Origin of the sequence: Janthinobacterium sp. Mn2066, assembly GCF_049319705.1 — a bacterium.
Classification (GTDB): domain Bacteria; phylum Pseudomonadota; class Gammaproteobacteria; order Burkholderiales; family Burkholderiaceae_D; genus Janthinobacterium.
Genome location: NZ_JBMOUF010000003.1, coordinates 453,795 through 471,059, shown reverse-complemented (window position 1 = coordinate 471,059; position 17,265 = coordinate 453,795). Strand labels below are relative to the sequence as shown.

The 17,265-nt window shown below is 63.0% G+C and carries 16 protein-coding genes; 12 read left to right on the top strand and 4 right to left on the bottom strand.

The annotated features are described in order from the left end of the window. Positions 1–75: 75 nt before the first annotated feature. A complete protein-coding gene (locus tag ACL9RI_RS08450; protein ID WP_422726125.1) occupies positions 76–711 on the bottom strand; it encodes a hypothetical protein in 636 nt (211 codons plus the stop codon). A 681-nt stretch (positions 712–1,392) separates the two neighbouring features. On the opposite strand from ACL9RI_RS08450, the gene ACL9RI_RS08445 reads away from it, so the two are divergent. The 12 genes from ACL9RI_RS08445 to ACL9RI_RS08390 all read left to right on the top strand — a co-directional run bounded on the left by ACL9RI_RS08445 (position 1,393) and on the right by ACL9RI_RS08390 (position 13,345). Next, positions 1,393–3,177 carry a M4 family metallopeptidase gene (locus ACL9RI_RS08445; protein ID WP_422726124.1) on the top strand — a complete coding sequence of 595 codons (1,785 nt, stop codon included), beginning with the start codon at positions 1,393–1,395 and terminating at the stop codon, positions 3,175–3,177. Between the two features lie 271 nt (positions 3,178–3,448). Continuing rightward, entirely contained in the window at positions 3,449–4,642 is a 1,194-nt protein-coding gene (locus ACL9RI_RS08440) for a type II secretion system F family protein (RefSeq protein WP_422726123.1), read from the top strand. A gap of 38 nt (positions 4,643–4,680) precedes the next feature. Beyond that, positions 4,681–6,348, top strand: coding sequence for a GspE/PulE family protein (locus tag ACL9RI_RS08435; protein ID WP_422726145.1), 1,668 nt, complete (start codon positions 4,681–4,683; stop codon positions 6,346–6,348). Continuing rightward, on the top strand, positions 6,335–7,117 hold the full coding sequence (locus ACL9RI_RS08430) for a hypothetical protein (RefSeq protein WP_422726122.1): 783 nt from the start codon (positions 6,335–6,337) through the stop codon (positions 7,115–7,117). The genes ACL9RI_RS08435 and ACL9RI_RS08430 overlap by 14 nt, the downstream gene beginning before the upstream one ends. Then, positions 7,108–7,662, top strand: coding sequence for a hypothetical protein (locus ACL9RI_RS08425; protein WP_422726121.1), 555 nt, complete (start codon positions 7,108–7,110; stop codon positions 7,660–7,662). Before ACL9RI_RS08430 ends, ACL9RI_RS08425 begins: the two co-directional genes overlap by 10 nt. Continuing rightward, positions 7,650–8,267, top strand: a complete 618-nt coding sequence (gene pilO, locus ACL9RI_RS08420; protein WP_422726120.1) for a type 4a pilus biogenesis protein PilO — start codon at positions 7,650–7,652, stop codon at positions 8,265–8,267. The genes ACL9RI_RS08425 and pilO overlap by 13 nt, the downstream gene beginning before the upstream one ends. After that, the gene (locus ACL9RI_RS08415) at positions 8,264–8,797 is read left to right on the top strand and encodes a hypothetical protein (RefSeq protein ID WP_422726119.1); all 534 of its coding nucleotides are present in this window, start codon (positions 8,264–8,266) and stop codon (positions 8,795–8,797) included. Before pilO ends, ACL9RI_RS08415 begins: the two co-directional genes overlap by 4 nt. Next, a complete protein-coding gene (locus tag ACL9RI_RS08410) occupies positions 8,794–10,686 on the top strand; it encodes a hypothetical protein (protein ID WP_422726118.1) in 1,893 nt (630 codons plus the stop codon). The genes ACL9RI_RS08415 and ACL9RI_RS08410 overlap by 4 nt, the downstream gene beginning before the upstream one ends. Continuing rightward, positions 10,683–11,153, top strand: a complete 471-nt coding sequence (locus ACL9RI_RS08405) for a type II secretion system protein (RefSeq protein ID WP_422726117.1) — start codon at positions 10,683–10,685, stop codon at positions 11,151–11,153. Before ACL9RI_RS08410 ends, ACL9RI_RS08405 begins: the two co-directional genes overlap by 4 nt. A gap of 5 nt (positions 11,154–11,158) precedes the next feature. Next, entirely contained in the window at positions 11,159–11,548 is a 390-nt protein-coding gene (locus ACL9RI_RS08400) for a type IV pilin protein (RefSeq protein WP_422726116.1), read from the top strand. Then, positions 11,535–12,077: a type II secretion system protein gene (locus ACL9RI_RS08395; RefSeq protein ID WP_422726115.1), complete on the top strand. Its 543-nt coding sequence runs from the start codon at positions 11,535–11,537 to the stop codon at positions 12,075–12,077. Before ACL9RI_RS08400 ends, ACL9RI_RS08395 begins: the two co-directional genes overlap by 14 nt. A 44-nt stretch (positions 12,078–12,121) precedes the next feature. Next, a complete protein-coding gene (locus ACL9RI_RS08390) occupies positions 12,122–13,345 on the top strand; it encodes a M24 family metallopeptidase (protein ID WP_422726114.1) in 1,224 nt (407 codons plus the stop codon). 1 nt (position 13,346) lies between these two features. On the opposite strand, the gene paaZ is transcribed toward ACL9RI_RS08390, so the two are convergent. Genes paaZ through pcaF form a run of 3 tightly spaced genes read right to left on the bottom strand, consistent with a single transcriptional unit; the run spans position 13,347 to position 17,263 of the window. Then, positions 13,347–15,398: a phenylacetic acid degradation bifunctional protein PaaZ gene (gene paaZ / locus ACL9RI_RS08385; protein WP_422726113.1), complete on the bottom strand. Its 2,052-nt coding sequence runs from the start codon at positions 15,396–15,398 to the stop codon at positions 13,347–13,349. A 22-nt stretch (positions 15,399–15,420) separates the two neighbouring features. Beyond that, positions 15,421–16,035 (bottom strand): phenylacetic acid degradation protein PaaY, encoded by a 615-nt coding sequence (paaY, locus tag ACL9RI_RS08380; RefSeq protein WP_422726112.1) that lies wholly within the window; start codon positions 16,033–16,035, stop codon positions 15,421–15,423. 22 nt (positions 16,036–16,057) lie between these two features. Beyond that, positions 16,058–17,263, bottom strand: coding sequence for a 3-oxoadipyl-CoA thiolase (pcaF, locus tag ACL9RI_RS08375; protein WP_422726111.1), 1,206 nt, complete (start codon positions 17,261–17,263; stop codon positions 16,058–16,060). Positions 17,264–17,265: the final 2 nt, after the last annotated feature.

Here is a 17,265-nt window from a genome sequence, read left to right as displayed (position 1 = left end):
CTGTTTGACTGGTCTGATGAGTCAGACCTCAGCCTTGCAGGAAGATTCCCCTATTTATCGAGGACAGAGCCTTTTTTATTGTGCGGCGATTTGCGACAGCACGGAAAAAGCGGCCCTCGTCTGCGACGCTTCCAGCAACAGGGTCAGCTCGGTATAGGTGCAGATGATGTTGATCAGGTTGATGCGGTCCCAGGCCAGGCGCCGCAAAATGGCGTGATAGACGCCTGGCGTGTAGCAGGTGTCAGGTGTCAGGTGCAGGGTCACGGCCGTCACCCGCTCAAGGCGCGCCAGTTCCTGCTCCTTGCCGAAAACCGCTTCGACCAGTCCGTGCAAGGTTCGGCTGCAAATCACCATCACCTCGTTGACGCCGCGCGTCACGGTAATAAACGTTCCCCGCTGCGGTGCGGCCAGCGCCAGCAACTGGCGCTGGCAGGCGTAGGTCTGGTCGGAATACCGGTAGGTAAAAATCATCAATTCACTGCGGGTACTGAGTTCACCCGCGCGATGCGCCAGCACGACCTCGCCGCTTTTCTGTCGCGGCATCCGCTCGGCCAAACGGCGCAGCGCCATCACCACGGCTGCCTGGCCCACCGGCTTCCATAAGTCGCTCTGCAGTTGCGGCTGCAACTGGCGCGCCAGCTCTGACAGATTCAGCAAGCCGCGTCCCAGCCCCTCGCTGAGAAACGCCGACTCCATCACGATTTGTTCCACTTTAGTCGCTATCGAAAGCATAGTTGATGGGGCCGCTACCGTCGGCGCACGCGCCCGCAGCCGGCATCCCTTCCTGAAAAAAAAGACGCACTACGCCAACGGCCACGCCGGCAGGCATGACCGCACACATTGAAAAACCCTTGCGGGAAAAAGAACTGGACGGTGGAGGCTACGAAGGCGGATGCAGCATCAATGCCGCTCCGGAGGGGAAGTGATTAAAACCCATTGCAGAAGACAGTAAGAACGTCATGTAAAACTCCCGATTTTTTCCCGATGCGCTAACGGACGCGGTCATTGCCGCGTACGCTTTTTTTTTATCACATGTTACCTACAAGCAAGTAACACGAGTAGCTAGTGTAGATCGCAACATTTAAAAAAAGCAACAGTGTTTTACGAAAACGATTTGCTAGTGTTGCAACATATCCAAAACGAAATCTGCTGTTTGTGGCAGATCAAACTTTCACTTATTAATTATCTGATAAATGTTCAATTCTTAACAAAAATCGACGCCATGACCCATTTCTTAAAAATTTTGACATGGCTAACTTGACAAGTTTAGTGTGCGCTACCCGGTGCGATCACGGTGGTGTGCCATCCGCTCGCCGCCGGACACACCGGGGTGGCCATCCAACATTGCGGCCAGCTCATACACCATTTTCTAACCGATACCATGGAGCAGAAATGAATTTACGTTTGACCATAGTTGCCGCATCCATCGCCGCCCTGCCGCTGATGGCCATCAACTCGGCACATGCCGCCACCCCCTTGCCACAGCCCCTGATGGCCGCACCGGTCAGCCTGGCTTCGCCGCAGGAAAACACCAGCCTGGTCAACAAACTGACCACACAAGCGCGCAACCAGGGCTTGAACACCGAGCATGGCTTCGTCATCGGCAACCAGCATCCAGGCGTCAGCGGCACGCGTATCAGCCGGGTGCAGCACACTTACAAGGGTTTGCCCGTCTTCGGTTCGGAGACGGTCGTCGTCAGTAACGCCGCCGGCGATATCGTCAGCGAATCCGTGTCGGACCGCGCGTCGGGCCTCGGTAGCGCCGGCGTCAATTCCGTCACCCGCAGCGCAACCACCGATATCAACACTACGCCGTCCATCAGCGCTGCGGCGGCGATTTCCATCGCCGTGAAAAGCACTGGCGTGCAAGCCATCGATCACGTGCCGCCACAGGCGCAACTGCTGATCTACCCGGTCATCAAGACGGTGCGCGTGGCCGGCGCCGAAAACAAACCGGAAGCTTCCCTGAACGCGCTCGACGTGCAGGACGTCGTCGACCACTATGAGCTGGCCTATCTGGTGGAAACCCGCATGATCAGCGGCAGCACGCCGGTCTACTACGACACCGTCGTCAGCGCCAGGGATGGCAGCATCCTGCGCCAGTGGAAAGCCCTGAAAACCGTGGTCGGCATCGGCAACAGCCAGTACAACGGCCAGGTGCCGATCAACACCACGCTCAGCGGCAGCACCTATACGCTGAAGGATTCCACGCGCGGCACGGGCGGCAAATTCGGCGCGATGGCCATCACGAACGCCAACCATGGCACCACCGCAGGCAGCGTGTACAGCAACACCAGCAATACCTGGGGCGACGGCCAGCAATACATCAGCGGCGGCAGCACCACCAACGCCAATGGCCAGACGGCAGCCGTCAACGCCATGTGGGGCCTGATGAATACCTACGACACGCACAAGAATGTACTGGGCTGGTCCAGCCTGGATGGCAATAACACGGCCACCTATATCGCCGCCCACGTCAATACGGCCTACGATAACGCCTATTACGACAGCAGCTGCAAGTGCATGTATATCGGTGACGGCGGCAGCTCGTTCAACAACCTCGGCTCGATCGACGTGATCGGCCATGAAATGGGTCACGGCATCACGGACGCCACTTCCCGCCTGGTCTATTCGCAGGAATCGGGCGGCTTGAACGAATCGAACTCGGACATCGCCGGCGAAATGGTGGAAGCCTATGCACGCGCGGGCGGCACCGGCAGCGTCATTCCCAACACGGGCAACGATTGGGTGATGGGCAAGGAAATCGCCAAGAATGGCCAGCCGCTGCGCTGGATGTACAAGCCCAGCAAGGACAGCCGCAGCCCGGACGCATGGAGCAGCACGCTGAAAAATCTCGATGTCCACTACAGCAGCGGTCCGAATAACCGCATGTTCTACTTCCTGTCGCAAGGCTCGAAGTCGACTGCCGGCGACTACTACAGCCCCTACCTGACCCAAAGCCCGCTGGCGATGACCGGTATCGGCAGCGACAAGGCTTACCGCATCTGGTTCAAGGCAGCCACCACCAAGTTCACCTCGACCACCAACTACGCCGATGCGCGCAACAAGGTCCTGGCGGCGGCGGAAGAACTGTATGGCGTGGGCAGCAAGGAAGCGACCGCCGTCAAGCGCGCCTATGCAGCCATTAACGTGGGTACCGACGTCGCCGAACAGTAATTGATGGTGCAGTAAGCAGTACTCCGTGCGGGTAGCCGCTTGATCTTGGCCGGCCACCCGCACGAACGCATGCACGCACGGATTGATTTTTTTGCAATTGCGGTCTACTCTAGGGCAGCGCATGGCAGTTGCCTGCTGCCGGTACCCGCGACGAATCGAACTTTTTTTGGATTGTTCCCACCGATGCCTATTTCGACCTTGACCGCACGCGCTGCTCCCCATTCCAGCCGGTCTCTTTTCGTGATCACATTCATGCACGCCTGAGCCGGCCATGCAGTTCCACCTCCAGGTGCAAGGCCCGGCCGGCAGCCAGGCGCTGGCCATCGACGCCGCCAGCGAGGCCGAGGCGATCCGCGCAGCCGTGCGTGGCGGCTGGCGCGTGCTGGCCGTCGACGACAGCCTGGCGCACGATGCAGGCGCACCGGCGCGGCCCGGCAAGCAAGGCTTGAACCTGCTGCAATTCAGCCAGGAGCTGCTGGCCCTGCTGGAGGCAGGCCTGAACCTGGGCGAAGCCATGGCCACCTTGCACAACAAGGAAACGCGCAGCAGCGCCAGGGCCACCCTGGCGGCCATCGTGCTCACGCTGCAGCAGGGCCAGAGTTTTTCCGACACACTGAGCGACTTCCCCGATATCTTCCCCGACATTTACATCGCCACCGTGCACGCGGCCGAACGCTCGGGCAACCTGCCCGAAGCGCTGGCCCGCTTCGTGTCTTACCAGCTGCAGTTCGACGCCATCCGCAAAAAGCTGATTTCAGCCGCCATTTATCCATGCATGCTGCTGGTGGTGGGCGGCCTGGTGACGCTGTTCCTGCTCGGCTACGTGGTGCCGAAGTTCAGCGTCGTGTATGAAAGCTCGGGCCGCGAAATTCCCTGGATGTCGCAAATGCTGCTGGGCTTTGGCCAGACCCTGGCCGCCCACCCGCTGCTGTGCGCGGGCACGCTGGCCGCCGCCGTCGCCGCCGTGGTGTTCGGCATCAGCAACCGCGCCATGCGTTTGGCGCTGGTGCTATGGCTGCTGCGCCTGCCCGTGCTGGCGGAAAAAGCGGCGGAATTTCGCCTGGCGCGCTTTTACCGCGCCTTGAGCCTGCTGCTGCACGCCGGTATTCCGCTGCACAAGGCGCTGGCCATGGTGGCGCCCATGCTGCTGCCGGTGCAGCAGGAGCAATTGGCCGAAGCACGCCGCGCGGTCGAGGAAGGCATGCCGTTTTCCAGCGCGCTGGAGCAGGCCAACATGGCCACGCCGGTGGCGCAGTCGCTGCTGAAAGTGGGCGAAAACACGGGCCGCCTGGGCGACATGCTGGAACGCTCGGCGAAATTCCATGACGAGGAATTCGCCCGCTGGGTGGACTGGGCCTCGCGCCTGCTTGAGCCGCTGTTGATGACCATCATCGGCGTGGTGATCGGCGGCGTGGTGGTGCTGATGTATATGCCGATCTTTGAACTGGCCGGGAGTTTATCTTGAATGCACGCGAACCTGAACGGCCGGTGCTCGACGCGGCCATGCTGCGCCAGGCTCACGCCAGCGCACTGGCCCAGGGCCGGCCGCAAATGGCCGTGCTGCAGGAGACAAGCAGCCTGCCGCCCGACGTCTTTTTGCACCAGCTGGCTACCCTGTTCCGCTATCCCGCGTGGACGATGGCCGCACTGCAGGCGAGCCAACCCGCCTTTGCCCTGCTGCCCTATACCGATTGCGCCCAGCGCGACTGCGTGCTGATGCAGGCAGCGGCCATCGGTGCGCCGCACGTGCTGGTGATCGGCAATCCGTTTGCGGACGATCTGCTGCAATGGGCCGATTTCGCCCTGCGCCTCCCCTTCACAGTCGCCCTGGCGCACCCGGACGACCTGGCGGCCTATTTGCAGCAGCAGGAAAGCGTGCAGCAGGCGATGCAGGAAATGCAGCACAGTGATGATGTGCCAGGGCTGGACCAGAGCATCGAGGATATCTCGCTGATACGCATCAGCGAAGACAGCAGCCCGGTAGTCAAACTGGTCAATTCAACCATCTACGACGCGCTGAAATTCCAGGCCAGCGACATCCACCTCGAATGCGACGTGGCCAGCCTGGTCATCAAATACCGGGTTGACGGCGTACTGGTGCAGGCAGGCCAGGTGCAGGGGCTGGCGATGGCCGAGCAGATCATTTCGCGCATCAAGGTGATGGCCGACCTCGATATCGCCGAGCGGCGCATCCCGCAAGATGGCCGCTTCAAGGTGCGCGTCAAAGGCGCGGAGATCGATTTCCGCGTCTCCATCATGCCCAATATCTTTGGCGAAGACGCCGTGCTGCGCTTGCTGGACCGCCGCGCCCTGACGGAGGCGGCGCAGGCGCTGCGCCTGGAAAGCCTGGGCCTGAACGAAGACGCCATCGAACAGATACGCCGCCTGGCCGCCAAGCCGCACGGCATGCTGCTGGTGACCGGGCCCACGGGTTCCGGCAAGACCACCACCCTGTACGCGGCCATCACGGAAATCAATACGGGACGCGACAAGATCGTCACCATCGAAGACCCGGTCGAATACCGGCTGCCGCGCGTGCTGCAGATACCCGTTAATGAAAAGAAGGGATTGACGTTTGCACGCGGCCTGCGCTCCATCCTGCGCCACGACCCCGACAAGATCATGATCGGCGAGATCCGCGACGACGAAACGGCGCAGATCGCCGTGCAGGCGGCGCTGACGGGCCACCTGGTGTTTACTACCGTGCATGCGAATAACGTATTCGACGTGGTCGGCCGCTTTTTGCACATGGGCGTGGATGCCTACAGCTTTGCCGCCGCCCTGAACGGCATCGTGGCACAACGCCTGCTGCGCCTTAACTGCGTCCATTGCGCGGTCGATAACAGCGCCGAGGTGCTGGCCGAGGTCCTGGCCAATAAGCAGCTGCTGCGCGACAGCGGCCTGGCCGCGCACCAGGTGCAGGACTGGCATTTCATGGCCGGCAAGGGCTGCGGCCATTGCCGCGGCACCGGCTACAAGGGCCGCAAGGCGGTCGCCGAAGTCCTGATACTGAGCGACGCCATGCGCGAAATGATCTGCACGCGCGCGCCCCTGAGCCAGATGAAGGAAGAAGCGGCGCGCAACGGTTTCCGGCTGGCGCGCGAGGCGGGCCTGGACCTGGTGCGGCGCGGCGAAACCACCCTGACGGAGCTTAATCGTGTCACTTATTGACCATACCCAGTGCCTGCACCTGGCGCCACAGGAACTGCGCGGCGTGGTGCGGCGCGCCGGACGCCCACTGGCCGACAGCGCCTTCCAGCTTCCCATCGCCAACCCCGGGACCAGCTGGGAAGTGGCGCTGGCCGCCCTGCGCCACTGGCTGGAACAAGACAAGGGCAGCACAAAAAAACTGCCGCTGGCCGTCAGCCTGGCCAGCCGCTGGTGCGCCATGCAGGTGGTGCCATGGAGTAGCGCGCTGCTGGTCCAGGCCAGCGCCCAGCGCTTTTTACAGAGCCAGTTCAGCGCCGTCTACGGCGACAACGCGCGCGCCTGGCGCATGACGGCAGACGATGCACCCTATGGCCAGCCGCGCCTGGCCTGCGGCATCGACGCGGCGCTGCTGCAAGGTCTGCAGGATGCCACCACCGCACATGGCCACCGCTGCATCTCCATCGAACCTATCGTTGGTCCCGCCTGGCGCAACATCGCCGCTGGCAAGCCCGCCGCTTTCGCGCTGGTGGAAGCGGGACGGCTGCTGCTGGCGATCAGTAGCAAAGGGCGCATCACCGCCATCCACAGCCAGCCCTGCGCTGCCGCCTGGGGCGATGAGCTGGAACGGGCCTGGCAGCGCTGGAGCTTGCGCGCGCCGCAGCTCGATGAGATCGAACAGGTGGCGCTGATCGACTTGAGCGGCGCGCCGCAAGACGGCATCCCGGCACGCTTCCAGCCCATCGCCGTAGCCGGGGCCGCGCACCTGATGCGGGAGGCCGCATGGGCTTGAGCCGGCTCGAATTCCAGCCGCCCGGCGCGGCGCAGGCATACAGGGGCTGGCGTTTGCTCCTGTGCCTGGCGGGTATCGCCATCCTGCTGCCGGCAACTCTCGGCTGGCTGGTGCAGTTGCAGGAAACGCGGCGGCTGGAAGCGCAACTGGCGCAGCTGCAGCCAGCGCAGCCCGCGCGTGCGCCCCTGTCCGCTGCCCGGCAACGCGAACGCGATATCGAATTGAAGCAGGTGGCCGCCGCCGTGCGCCAGCTGAATTTACCCGTTACGCGCCTGATCAGGACGGTGCAAGCGCCGCGCGACGTGCGCGTCGCCTTGCTGGGCCTGGACCTGAACGCGCAGCAGGGCCAGGATGGCGCCAGCGTGCTGAAAATCGCCGCCGAAGCGGAAACGCCGCAAGACATGCTCAATTACCTGGCCTTCCTGAACCAGCAGCCGATGTTCAGTTCCGTGTATCTGCTCAAGCACGAAATGAGCAAGGAGGCGAACGCGAATGCGCCGGAACACCCGTACCGTTTTCAGCTGGAGGCGCAATGGCGGCAATAAAACCCGTGCTCAAGGCCAGCGTGCCGGTATCGCGCCGGCCGCAAATGCGCATGCCGCCGCGCCTGGCCTGGGAAGCGGCCCGCTGGTCGCGCCAGCTGGGCTGGCCCGGCGCCATCGGCATCGTCTGCATGGCGCTGGCTGCCTTCGCTGTGCAGCAAGCTGGCGACCTCACCGTACGCCAGCAGCACTTGACGGCGCAACTGGCGGCGGCTGCAAAACAGGCAGCGCTGCCGCAAGCGCGAGTCAACATGGATGCCGACGCCGACAGCCTGGCCGCCTTCCACGCCTACCTGCCCGCGCACGACACCATCCCCGAGCAGTTGCAGCAATTGCTGGAAGTGGCACGGAAGAGCGGCGTCATCCTGGCCAAGGCTGACTACAAGCCGCAGGAAGATGGCAACACGGCCTTTTTGCGCTACCAGATTTCCCTGCCAGTGAAAGCCGAATACGCGCAACTGCAAGCCTTCATCGTCGAGGCCCTGCAAGCCTTGCCTACGCTGACCCTCGATTCCGTGCTGTTCAAGCGCGAACAGATCGAGGCGGGCGAGATCGATGCGCGCATCCAGTTCATCCTGCTGGTGAAGCAGCCGGAGGCCCGGCCATGAAAAAAATCGTGCTCGCTACCGCCGCCGTGGCGACGCTGCTGGCTGCCATCTTCGCCCCCGAAGACGAGGGCAGCATCGTGGGCGCGGCCACCGCCAACACGCGCCAGGTGGAACGGGCGCCCGCGCCGGTATCCCTCGCGGCGGCAGCTGCGCCGGCGACCAATCCCGCGCTGGCGATTCATCCACGCCGCAATCTTGACGACGACGAGGAAGCGGCCACCCTGTTTGCCAGGCAAAGCTGGCAGGCAGGGACACCGCAAAAAATCATGCCCGACCAGCAAGCGTCCACGCCAGCAGTGGCTGCCGATCCCAACGCACCGCCGCCCTTGCCCTTCCAGTTCCTCGGGCGCTTTGTCGATGAAGGCAAGGCCGCCTACTTCCTGCAGGCGGGCGAACGCAATGTGGTGGCGCGGCCCGGCGACCTGCTGGAAGAACGCTACCGCTTCGACGGCGTGGTACAGGGCGCCCTGCAATTTACTTATCTGCCGCTTAACCTGAAACAGACACTCGCCGTAGAGGACCTCAATTGAAACGACGCACACCCGGCATGATCACCCTGCTGCCTTTGTTATCCTTGCTGGCAGCCTGCGCCAGCAACACGGCCTACGATCAGGGCCAGGCCATGCTGGGCGCTGGCCGCACGGAACAGGGACTGGCCTTGCTGGAGCAAGCGGCGCAAGCCGAGCCGACCAATGCCAAATACCGTATCGCCGCCACCAACGGCAAGATGCGCGCCCTGAACAACCTGAATGGCCGCGCCGACGCACTGCGCCAGCAAGGCTTGCTGCCAGAAGCGCAGGCGCTGTACCGGCAGGCGCTGGCCATCGACGCCAGCAACGACGTGGCGCAACGAGGGCTCGATGGCGTGGCACAGGATGCACGTTTCCGCAAGCTGGTAGCGGAGGCGGACGCCAGCTACAAGCGGGGCGGCGAGGCGAATATCGCGTTGGCGCAGGAAGCCCTGCGCCAGGTGCTGCATGAACGCCCCAATCAACGCGACGCATTAAACCTGCAAAACCGCATCAGCGACGAGCAGGCCAGGAACCGGCCAGCCGGCGGCAAGCTCGCTGCCGCCTACCGCAAACCGGTGACCCTCGAGTTTCGCGATGCGCCCCTGCGCTCCGTGTTCGATTTCATCAGCAAGGTCTCGGGCCTGAACTTCGTCTTCGACAAGGAAGTCGATCCCGGCCTGCGCGCCACCATTTCCGTGCGCGATACCAGCATCGAGGAAGCCATCGCCATGCTGCTGGGCGCAAACCAGCTTGAGCAAAGCGTCACCAGCGACAAGTCGATCACCATCTATCCGAACACGCCGCAAAAAGTGAAGGATTACCAGCAGCTGGTGGTGCGCACTTTTTTCCTCGCCAATGCCGACGTCAAGACGGTCGCCTATTCCATCAAGACCCTGCTCAAGGCCAAGGATATCGTCACCGACGAGCGGCTGGGCATCATCATGCTGCGCGATACGCCGGAAATGGTGCGCATGGCCGAACGCATCATCAATGTACAAGACCTGGCCGACCCCGAAGTGATGCTGGAAGTGGAGGTGCTGGAAGTCAAACGCACGCGCCTGATGGAGCTGGGCGTGCGCTGGCCGGACCAGGCCAACCTGACCCTGGCCGGCATCGGTAATGGATTCGGTGGCCTGAAGGTCTCCGACCTGCGCCATATCAACGGCGACAATATCAATCTGGGCGTAGGCGGCGTCACGCTCAATGCCAACAAGACCGATAGCGACAGCAATATCCTGGCCAATCCGCGCATCCGCGTGCGCAACAAGGAAAAAGCCAAGATCCTGATCGGCGACCGGGTGCCCGTGATTACCGTCACCACCAACAATGGCGTCAGTTCGGACAGCGTCAACTACCTCGACGTAGGCTTGAAACTCGACGTCGAACCGAACGTCTACCTGGACGACGAAGTGGCCATCAAGGTGAATCTGGAAGTATCGAACGTGGTCAAGGAAGTGATCAGCAAGACGGGCACGCAGGCTTACCAGATCGGTACGCGCAGCGCGTCGACCGTGCTGCGCCTGCGCGATGGCGAAACGCAGGTGCTGGCGGGCCTGATCAGCGATGAAGACCGGGGCACCGCCAACAAGGTGCCCGGCGTGGGCGAGCTGCCCGTGCTGAACCGCCTGTTCGGCAGCCAGAAGGACGACGCCATGCGCAGCGAAATCGTGCTGTCGATCACGCCGCGCCTGCTGCGCAGCATCCGCCGCCCGGACCTGACGACGGCCGAATTCAATTCGGGCACCGAAACGGCCGTGGGTGGCCGGGCCAGCGTTGGCGGCGGGACTGACGCCTCCTCCGTGCCAGAGACTCCAGCGCGCGCCAGCTCGCCGATGACGGGCGGCGACGATACGCCAGCAGCAATCCAGACCGTCACGCCAGCAGCCAATGTCAAGGGTGGCCAGTGAAACAGCGGGGCTTTACCTTTATCGAGCTGATGATCACGCTGGCCATCATGGCGACCCTGGCGGCGGTCGCCGTGCCGATGGCCCAGGTGGCGCTGCAAAGGGCAAAGGAGCATGAACTGCGCACGGCCCTGATCGAGATACGCGAGGCGATCGACGCCTACAAGCGGGCTTCGGACAATGGCCGCATCAAGCTGTCGCTCGGTGGTTCCGGTTATCCGAAAAGACTGGAAGAACTGGTCGAGGGGGTGCCCGACCAGCGCAGCGCTTCCAAGCAAAACATGTATTTCTTGCGCCGCCTGCCACGCGATCCGTTTCAAGCCAAAGAAAACGGTAGCGCAGCCGACAGCTGGAACCGCCGCGCCTATGCCTCGCCACCCGACAGTCCCAGCGAAGGCGAAGACGTGTTCGATGTCGCTTCACGTTCGACCAGGGTGGGCCTGAACGGCGTGCCGCTCAATCAATGGTGACTTCCATGCGCCTGTCATTCCCACGCCGCCATGGCGGCTTTACCCTGGTCGAGCTGCTGGTGGTGCTGGCGATTATCTCGCTGCTGCTGACGATCGCCATCCCCCGCTATTTCGGCTCGGTGGAAAAATCAAAGGAAATCGCGCTCAGGGAAAACCTGCAAGTGCTCAGGAGCGGCCTCGATAAATACTATGCCGACAAGGGAGAATATCCGGCCGCACTGGCCGACCTGGTCACCCACCATTATTTTCGCAGCGTGCCGCTCGACCCCGTCACGGAGTCCGCCACCACCTGGCAGCTGGTGACCTCGCCGAACAGCGACATCAGCGGCGTGGCCGATGTACGCAGCGGCGCCAAGGGAAAGACGCGCGAGGGCATCCCGTTTGAACAGCTTTAACATCCCGCGGCAGCGCAAGGCTGGTGGCTTTGCCTATATCTGGACCCTGCTGCTGGTCGCTTTCATGGGCGTGGGCCTGGCGCTGGCCAGCGATCTGTACGCCACGGCTGCGCGGCGCGAAAAGGAGCGCGAACTGCTGTTCATCGGCCATGAATTCCGCAACGCGCTGGAACGTTATCATGCAAGCACGCCGAGCGATGGCCGGCCGCGCTACCCATTGACTTTGCAGGAACTGCTGCAGGATCCCCGCTCTGCAAACGCCAAACGCCATCTGCGCCGCCTGTATGCGGACCCCGTCACGGGAAAGGCGGAATGGGGTTTGCTGCTGCAGCAAGGACGCATCGTCGGCGTCCATTCATTGTCGCCGCAACTACCCGTCAAGCAGGACAATTTCCTCGACGAGGACGCCGGCCTGCGCCACAAGCAGCGCTACGCAGACTGGCAATTCACGTATCCGCACGACCTGGTGCTGGTCCAGCCTGACGCCAGCGGCAGCGCGCCCGGCCTCCAGCCGAAAACGCCAAACTGATATCATGACCTCCTTTCGCAAGCATCAGGCACAAAGGAGCAGGCATGAACATAGGTGGCACTTCCATCGAACAGGCATTGGCGTCGCTGTCGGACATGACGGCCGGCATGGTCCCCATCGGCAAGGACGAACACGCTCAACGCATCAGCAGGGCGCAAGCCCATATGCGCGAGCAGGGCATCGCCGCCATCTACCTGAACGCAGGCGCCAACCTGACCTACTTCACGGGCACCAAATGGTATGCCAGCGAACGCATGGTGGGCGCCATCCTGCCGGCCACAGGCAATCTGGAATACATCGCTCCCGCGTTTGAAGAAAGCACCCTGCAAGGCTTCATGCTGGTCGAAGGCAAAGTCAATTGCTGGGAAGAGCATGAAAGCCCGTATCAGTTATTTGTCGATGTGCTGGCCCGCATGGGCGTCCAGCAGGATGCGGCGCATCCGCCGCGCGTGGGCATCTGCGAAAGCGCGGCCTTCTTCATCTACGATGGCATCAAGCCGCTGGCTGCCGGCTATGCGCTGGAAAATGCCCGTACGGTGACGGCATACTGCCGCAGCCGCAAGTCGCCGGCGGAAATCGCCCTGATGCAGCGCGTGATGGACATGACCCTGGCCGTGCACGTGGCCACGGCCAGCATGCTGTACGAAGGTATCACCACAACCGAAGTGGAAGAATTCATCCAGCGCGCGCACCGCAAGGTCGGTGCACCGCGCTCATATTTCTGCATCGTGCTGTTTGGCGAAGCAAGCGCGTATCCGCATGGCGTAAACTACGTGCAAACCCTGAAACCGGGCGACATGGTGCTGATCGATACCGGCTGCCAGGTGATGAATTATATTTCCGATATCACGCGCAGCTATGTGTACGGTCCCATCAGCGAGCGCCAGCGCAGCGTGTGGAACAGTGAAAAGAAGGCGCAGGCAGTGGCGTTTGCTGCGGCGCAACTGGGTGTGCCCTGCGGCGATGTGGACCGCGCCGCCCGCACCTCTTTGGCGTCCGATGGCTTTGGCCCCGGCTACAAGCTGCCAGGCCTGCCGCACCGTACGGGCCATGGCATCGGCCTGGACATCCATGAATGGCCGTACCTGGTCGGCAGCGACACGACCCCGCTGGACGTGGGCATGTGCTTCTCGAACGAGCCGATGATCTGCATCCCCGGCGAATTCGGCATCCGCCACGAAGACCATTTTTATATGACGGAAAATGGTCCCCGCTGGTTCACGCAGCCGGCGCACAGCATCGACGATCCGTTCTGCTTGAATCGCTAACTTATTCGCGCTTCGAGACCAAAGTCAAAATATCGTAGCTGGCCACCAGTTCATCATTCTGGTTGGTCACCTGCACGTCCCACGCGACCACGCCCTGGCCCACGCCGAAGACGTCCTTGCGGTTGCGGTCGACCTTGCGCTTGCAGGTGAGGCGCGCGCGGATGGTGTCGCCGATGGCGACCGGGGCGACGAAGCGCAGGTTGTCCAGGCCATAGTTGGCCAGCACGGGGCCCACGCCAGGCGAGACGAATAGGCCGGCCGCGGCCGACAGCACGAAATAGCCGTGGGCGATGCGCTTGCCGAACTGCGACTCTTTTGCAGCGATTTCATCGAAGTGCATATAGAAGAAGTCGCCCGAGATGCCGCCGAAAGCGACGATGTCCGCCTCGCTGACGGTGCGCCGGTGCGTCAGCAGGGAGTCGCCCGTCTTCAAGTCTTCAAAGTGTTTGCGGAAGGGGTGGATCGGGCTTTCATTGACTTCCGCGCCGCGCACGTATTCGCCCGTGATTGCCGCCAGCATGGTCGGCGAACCCTGTACTGCCGCCCGCTGCAGGTAGTGGCGCACGGCGCGCACGCCGCCCAGCTCTTCGCCGCCACCGGCGCGGCCTGGGCCACCATGTTTCAGTTGCGGCAGAGGCGAACCATGGCCCGTCGAATCGACGGACGCTACGCGTTCGAGCACGTGCACGCGGCCATGCGTGGCGGCCATCGCCGGCACGGCGCGCGCGGCGATCTTTGGATCGCGCGTGACCAGGGTGCTGACCAGGCTACCCTTGCCGCGCGCGGCCAGGGCCAGCGCTTCGTCGAAGTCGCCATAGCCCATCATGGTGCTGACGGGGCCGAACGCTTCCACGTCATGCACCACGTCGTTGCTGTGCGCATCGCGGCACATCAGCAGGGTCGGCGCAAAGAAGCTGCCGTCCTGCGCGCCATCGCCGAGCGGATTGAAACCGTCAGCCGCGCCAAACACCACCTGATTGCCCTGCGCGAGCATGGCCACTCTTTCAGCCACGTCGCTTTGCTGCTCTTTCGACGCCAGTGCGCCCATGCGCACGCCTTCGATCGATGGATCGCCGACCACCACCTTGGCCAGGCGTTCGCGCAGGCGCGTGCCGACGGCGTCGAGCAAATGATCGGGTACGATGATGCGGCGGATGGCCGTGCACTTCTGGCCGGACTTGCCTGTCATCTCGCGCACCACCTCCCTGACGAACAGGTCGAACTCCACGTCGTCGGGCGTCACATCGGGCGCCAGGATGGCGCAGTTCAGCGAATCGGCTTCGCCATTGAATGGCACGGACTGGGCGATCAGGTTAGTGTTGGTGCGCAGCTTGGCGGCAGTGGCGGCGGACCCCGTAAAGGTGACGAAGTCCTGGCCGTTCAGGCGGTCCAGCAAGTCGCCGGTGGAGCCGATCACCAGCTGCAAGCTGCCTTCTGGCAGCAAGCCCGATTCGTGCATCATGCGCACGACGGCCTGCGTCAGGTAGCTGGTCGCCGTGGCGGGCTTGGCGATGCAGGGCATGGCGGCCAGGAAGCTGGGCGCGAATTTTTCCAGCAAGCCCCAGATCGGGAAGTTGAACGCATTGATATGCACGGCCAGGCCACCACGCGGCACCAGGATATGCGTGCCGGCGAAACCGCCTTTTTTGCCAAGCGCGATGGCCGGGCCTTCATGCAGCACGTTCGACGATGGCAGTTCATTGCTGCCCATGCTGGCGTAGGCAAACAGGGTACCCGTGCCGCCTTCGATATCGACCCAGCTGTCGGCACGCGTGGCGCCCGACAGGTGGGAGATCACATACAGTTCTTCCTTGCGTTCGACCAGGTACAGGGCCAGTGCCTTCAGGCGCGCGGCGCGCTGCTGGAAGTCGAGCGCCATCAAGCCGGGCACGCCCGTCTTGCGCGCATAGGTCACGGCTTCGTCGAAATCGATTTTTTCCGCATGCGTGTGATAAATCACGCGGTTATTCAAGGCGCTATGCAGCGGCACGGCCGCGCTTTCGCCCAGCCAGCGGCCGGCGATCAAGCTTTGCAGGGTGGATATTTGAGCCATGTTGGTACTCCTATGTTGGTTTTTACTGAGCGCCAGCGTTCTTATGCAAATGCAGCGGCAGCGCAGATTCAAAATTGAGGCGTTGGCGATCGGCTTCGATTTCCGTCAGGGCGTCCACTACACGCATGGTGTGCATGGAGCGCACGGCCAGTTCGTGATACTGGCGGGTGCCCGCGCTTTTCCATGCGATTTCTTCGTCGCTCAAGGCGCGCATCACCCTGGCGGGCGTACCGACTACCATGCTGCGCGGCGCGACGATCATGCCCGCCTTCACGAAACTCATGGCGGCAACGATCGATTCCTCGCCGATGATCGCGTTGTCCATCACCACGGCGTTCATGCCGACCAGCGCGTTGCGGCCGATGCGGCAGCCGTGCAGCACGGCGCCATGGCCGATATGGCCATCGGTTTCGACCACCGTGTCGCAGCCGGGAAAGCCGTGCATCACGCAGGTATCCTGCAGGTTGGCGCCCTCTTCCAGGATCAAGCGGCCGAAGTCGCCCCGGATCGAGGCCAGCGGCCCGATATAGCAGCGCGGACCGACGATCACGTCGCCGATCAATACGGCCGTCGGATGCACATAGGCCGAGGGATGGACCACCGGAGTCACACCATTGATTTCATACACTTTGACCATGCTGTTCTCCGCTTGCCTTTGTTTATACTCGCTCGATCACCACCGCAATCCCCTGCCCCACGCCGATGCACATGGTGCACAGCGCATAGCGCCCGCCCGTACGCTCCAGCTGGTTCAGGGCAGCGATCACCAGGCGCGCACCCGAGGCGCCCAGCGGATGGCCGATGGCGATCGCGCCGCCATTCGGGTTCACGTGGGCAGCGTCGTCGGCCAGGCCCAGGTCGCGCGTAACGGCCAGCGCCTGCGCGGCGAATGCTTCATTGAGTTCGATCACATCCATCTGCTCGATGGTGAGGCCCGTTTGCGCCAGCACCTTGCGCGTAGCTGGCGACGGGCCAAAACCCATGATGCGCGGCGCCAGGCCGGCCGTGGCCATGCCCAGCACTTTCGCCCGCGCTTTCAGCTTGTACTTGTCCACCGCAGCGGCGGACGCCAGCAGGATGGCGCAAGCGCCGTCATTGAGGCCAGAGGCATTGCCGGCCGTGACGCTGCCGTCGGCTTTCACCACGCCTTTGAGCTTGGCCAGCATCTCCAGCGTAGTGTCAGGGCGCGGATGTTCGTCCGTCATCACCAACTTTGGATCGCCCTTCTTTTGCGGTACGGCGACGGGCACGATTTCGCGCTCGAACACCCCGGCCGCGTGGGCGGCCGCCCAGCGCTGCTGGCTGCGCAGGGCCAGGGCATCCTGGTCGGCGCGGCTGATGCCAAATTCCGCGGCCACGTTTTCCGCCGTTTCGGGCATGGTGTCGATGCCGTACTGCGCCTTCATCTTGCCGTTCACGAAGCGCCAGCCCAGGGTCGTATCTTCGATTTTTGCGGCGCGCGAAAACGCGCTGTCGGCCTTGCCCATCACGAAAGGCGCGCGCGTCATGCTTTCCACGCCGCCGGCAATGATCAGCTCTGCCTCGCCAGCCTTGATCGAACGGGCAGCCAGGCCCACCGCATCCAGGCTGGAGCCGCACAGGCGGTTGATGGTATTGGCCGGCACATCGACAGGCAAGCCCGCCAGCAGCGCGGCCATGCGGCCCACGTTGCGGTTGTCCTCGCCCGCCTGGTTGGCGCAGCCATAAAACACGTCGTCGATGGCAGCCCAGTCGACGGAGGGATTGCGCGCGATCAGCGCGGCGATCGGCAGTGCGCCCAGGTCGTCGGCGCGCACGCTGGACAAGGCGCCGCCATAGCGGCCAAAGGGAGTGCGCACGGCGTCACAGATAAATGCTTCGTTCATGG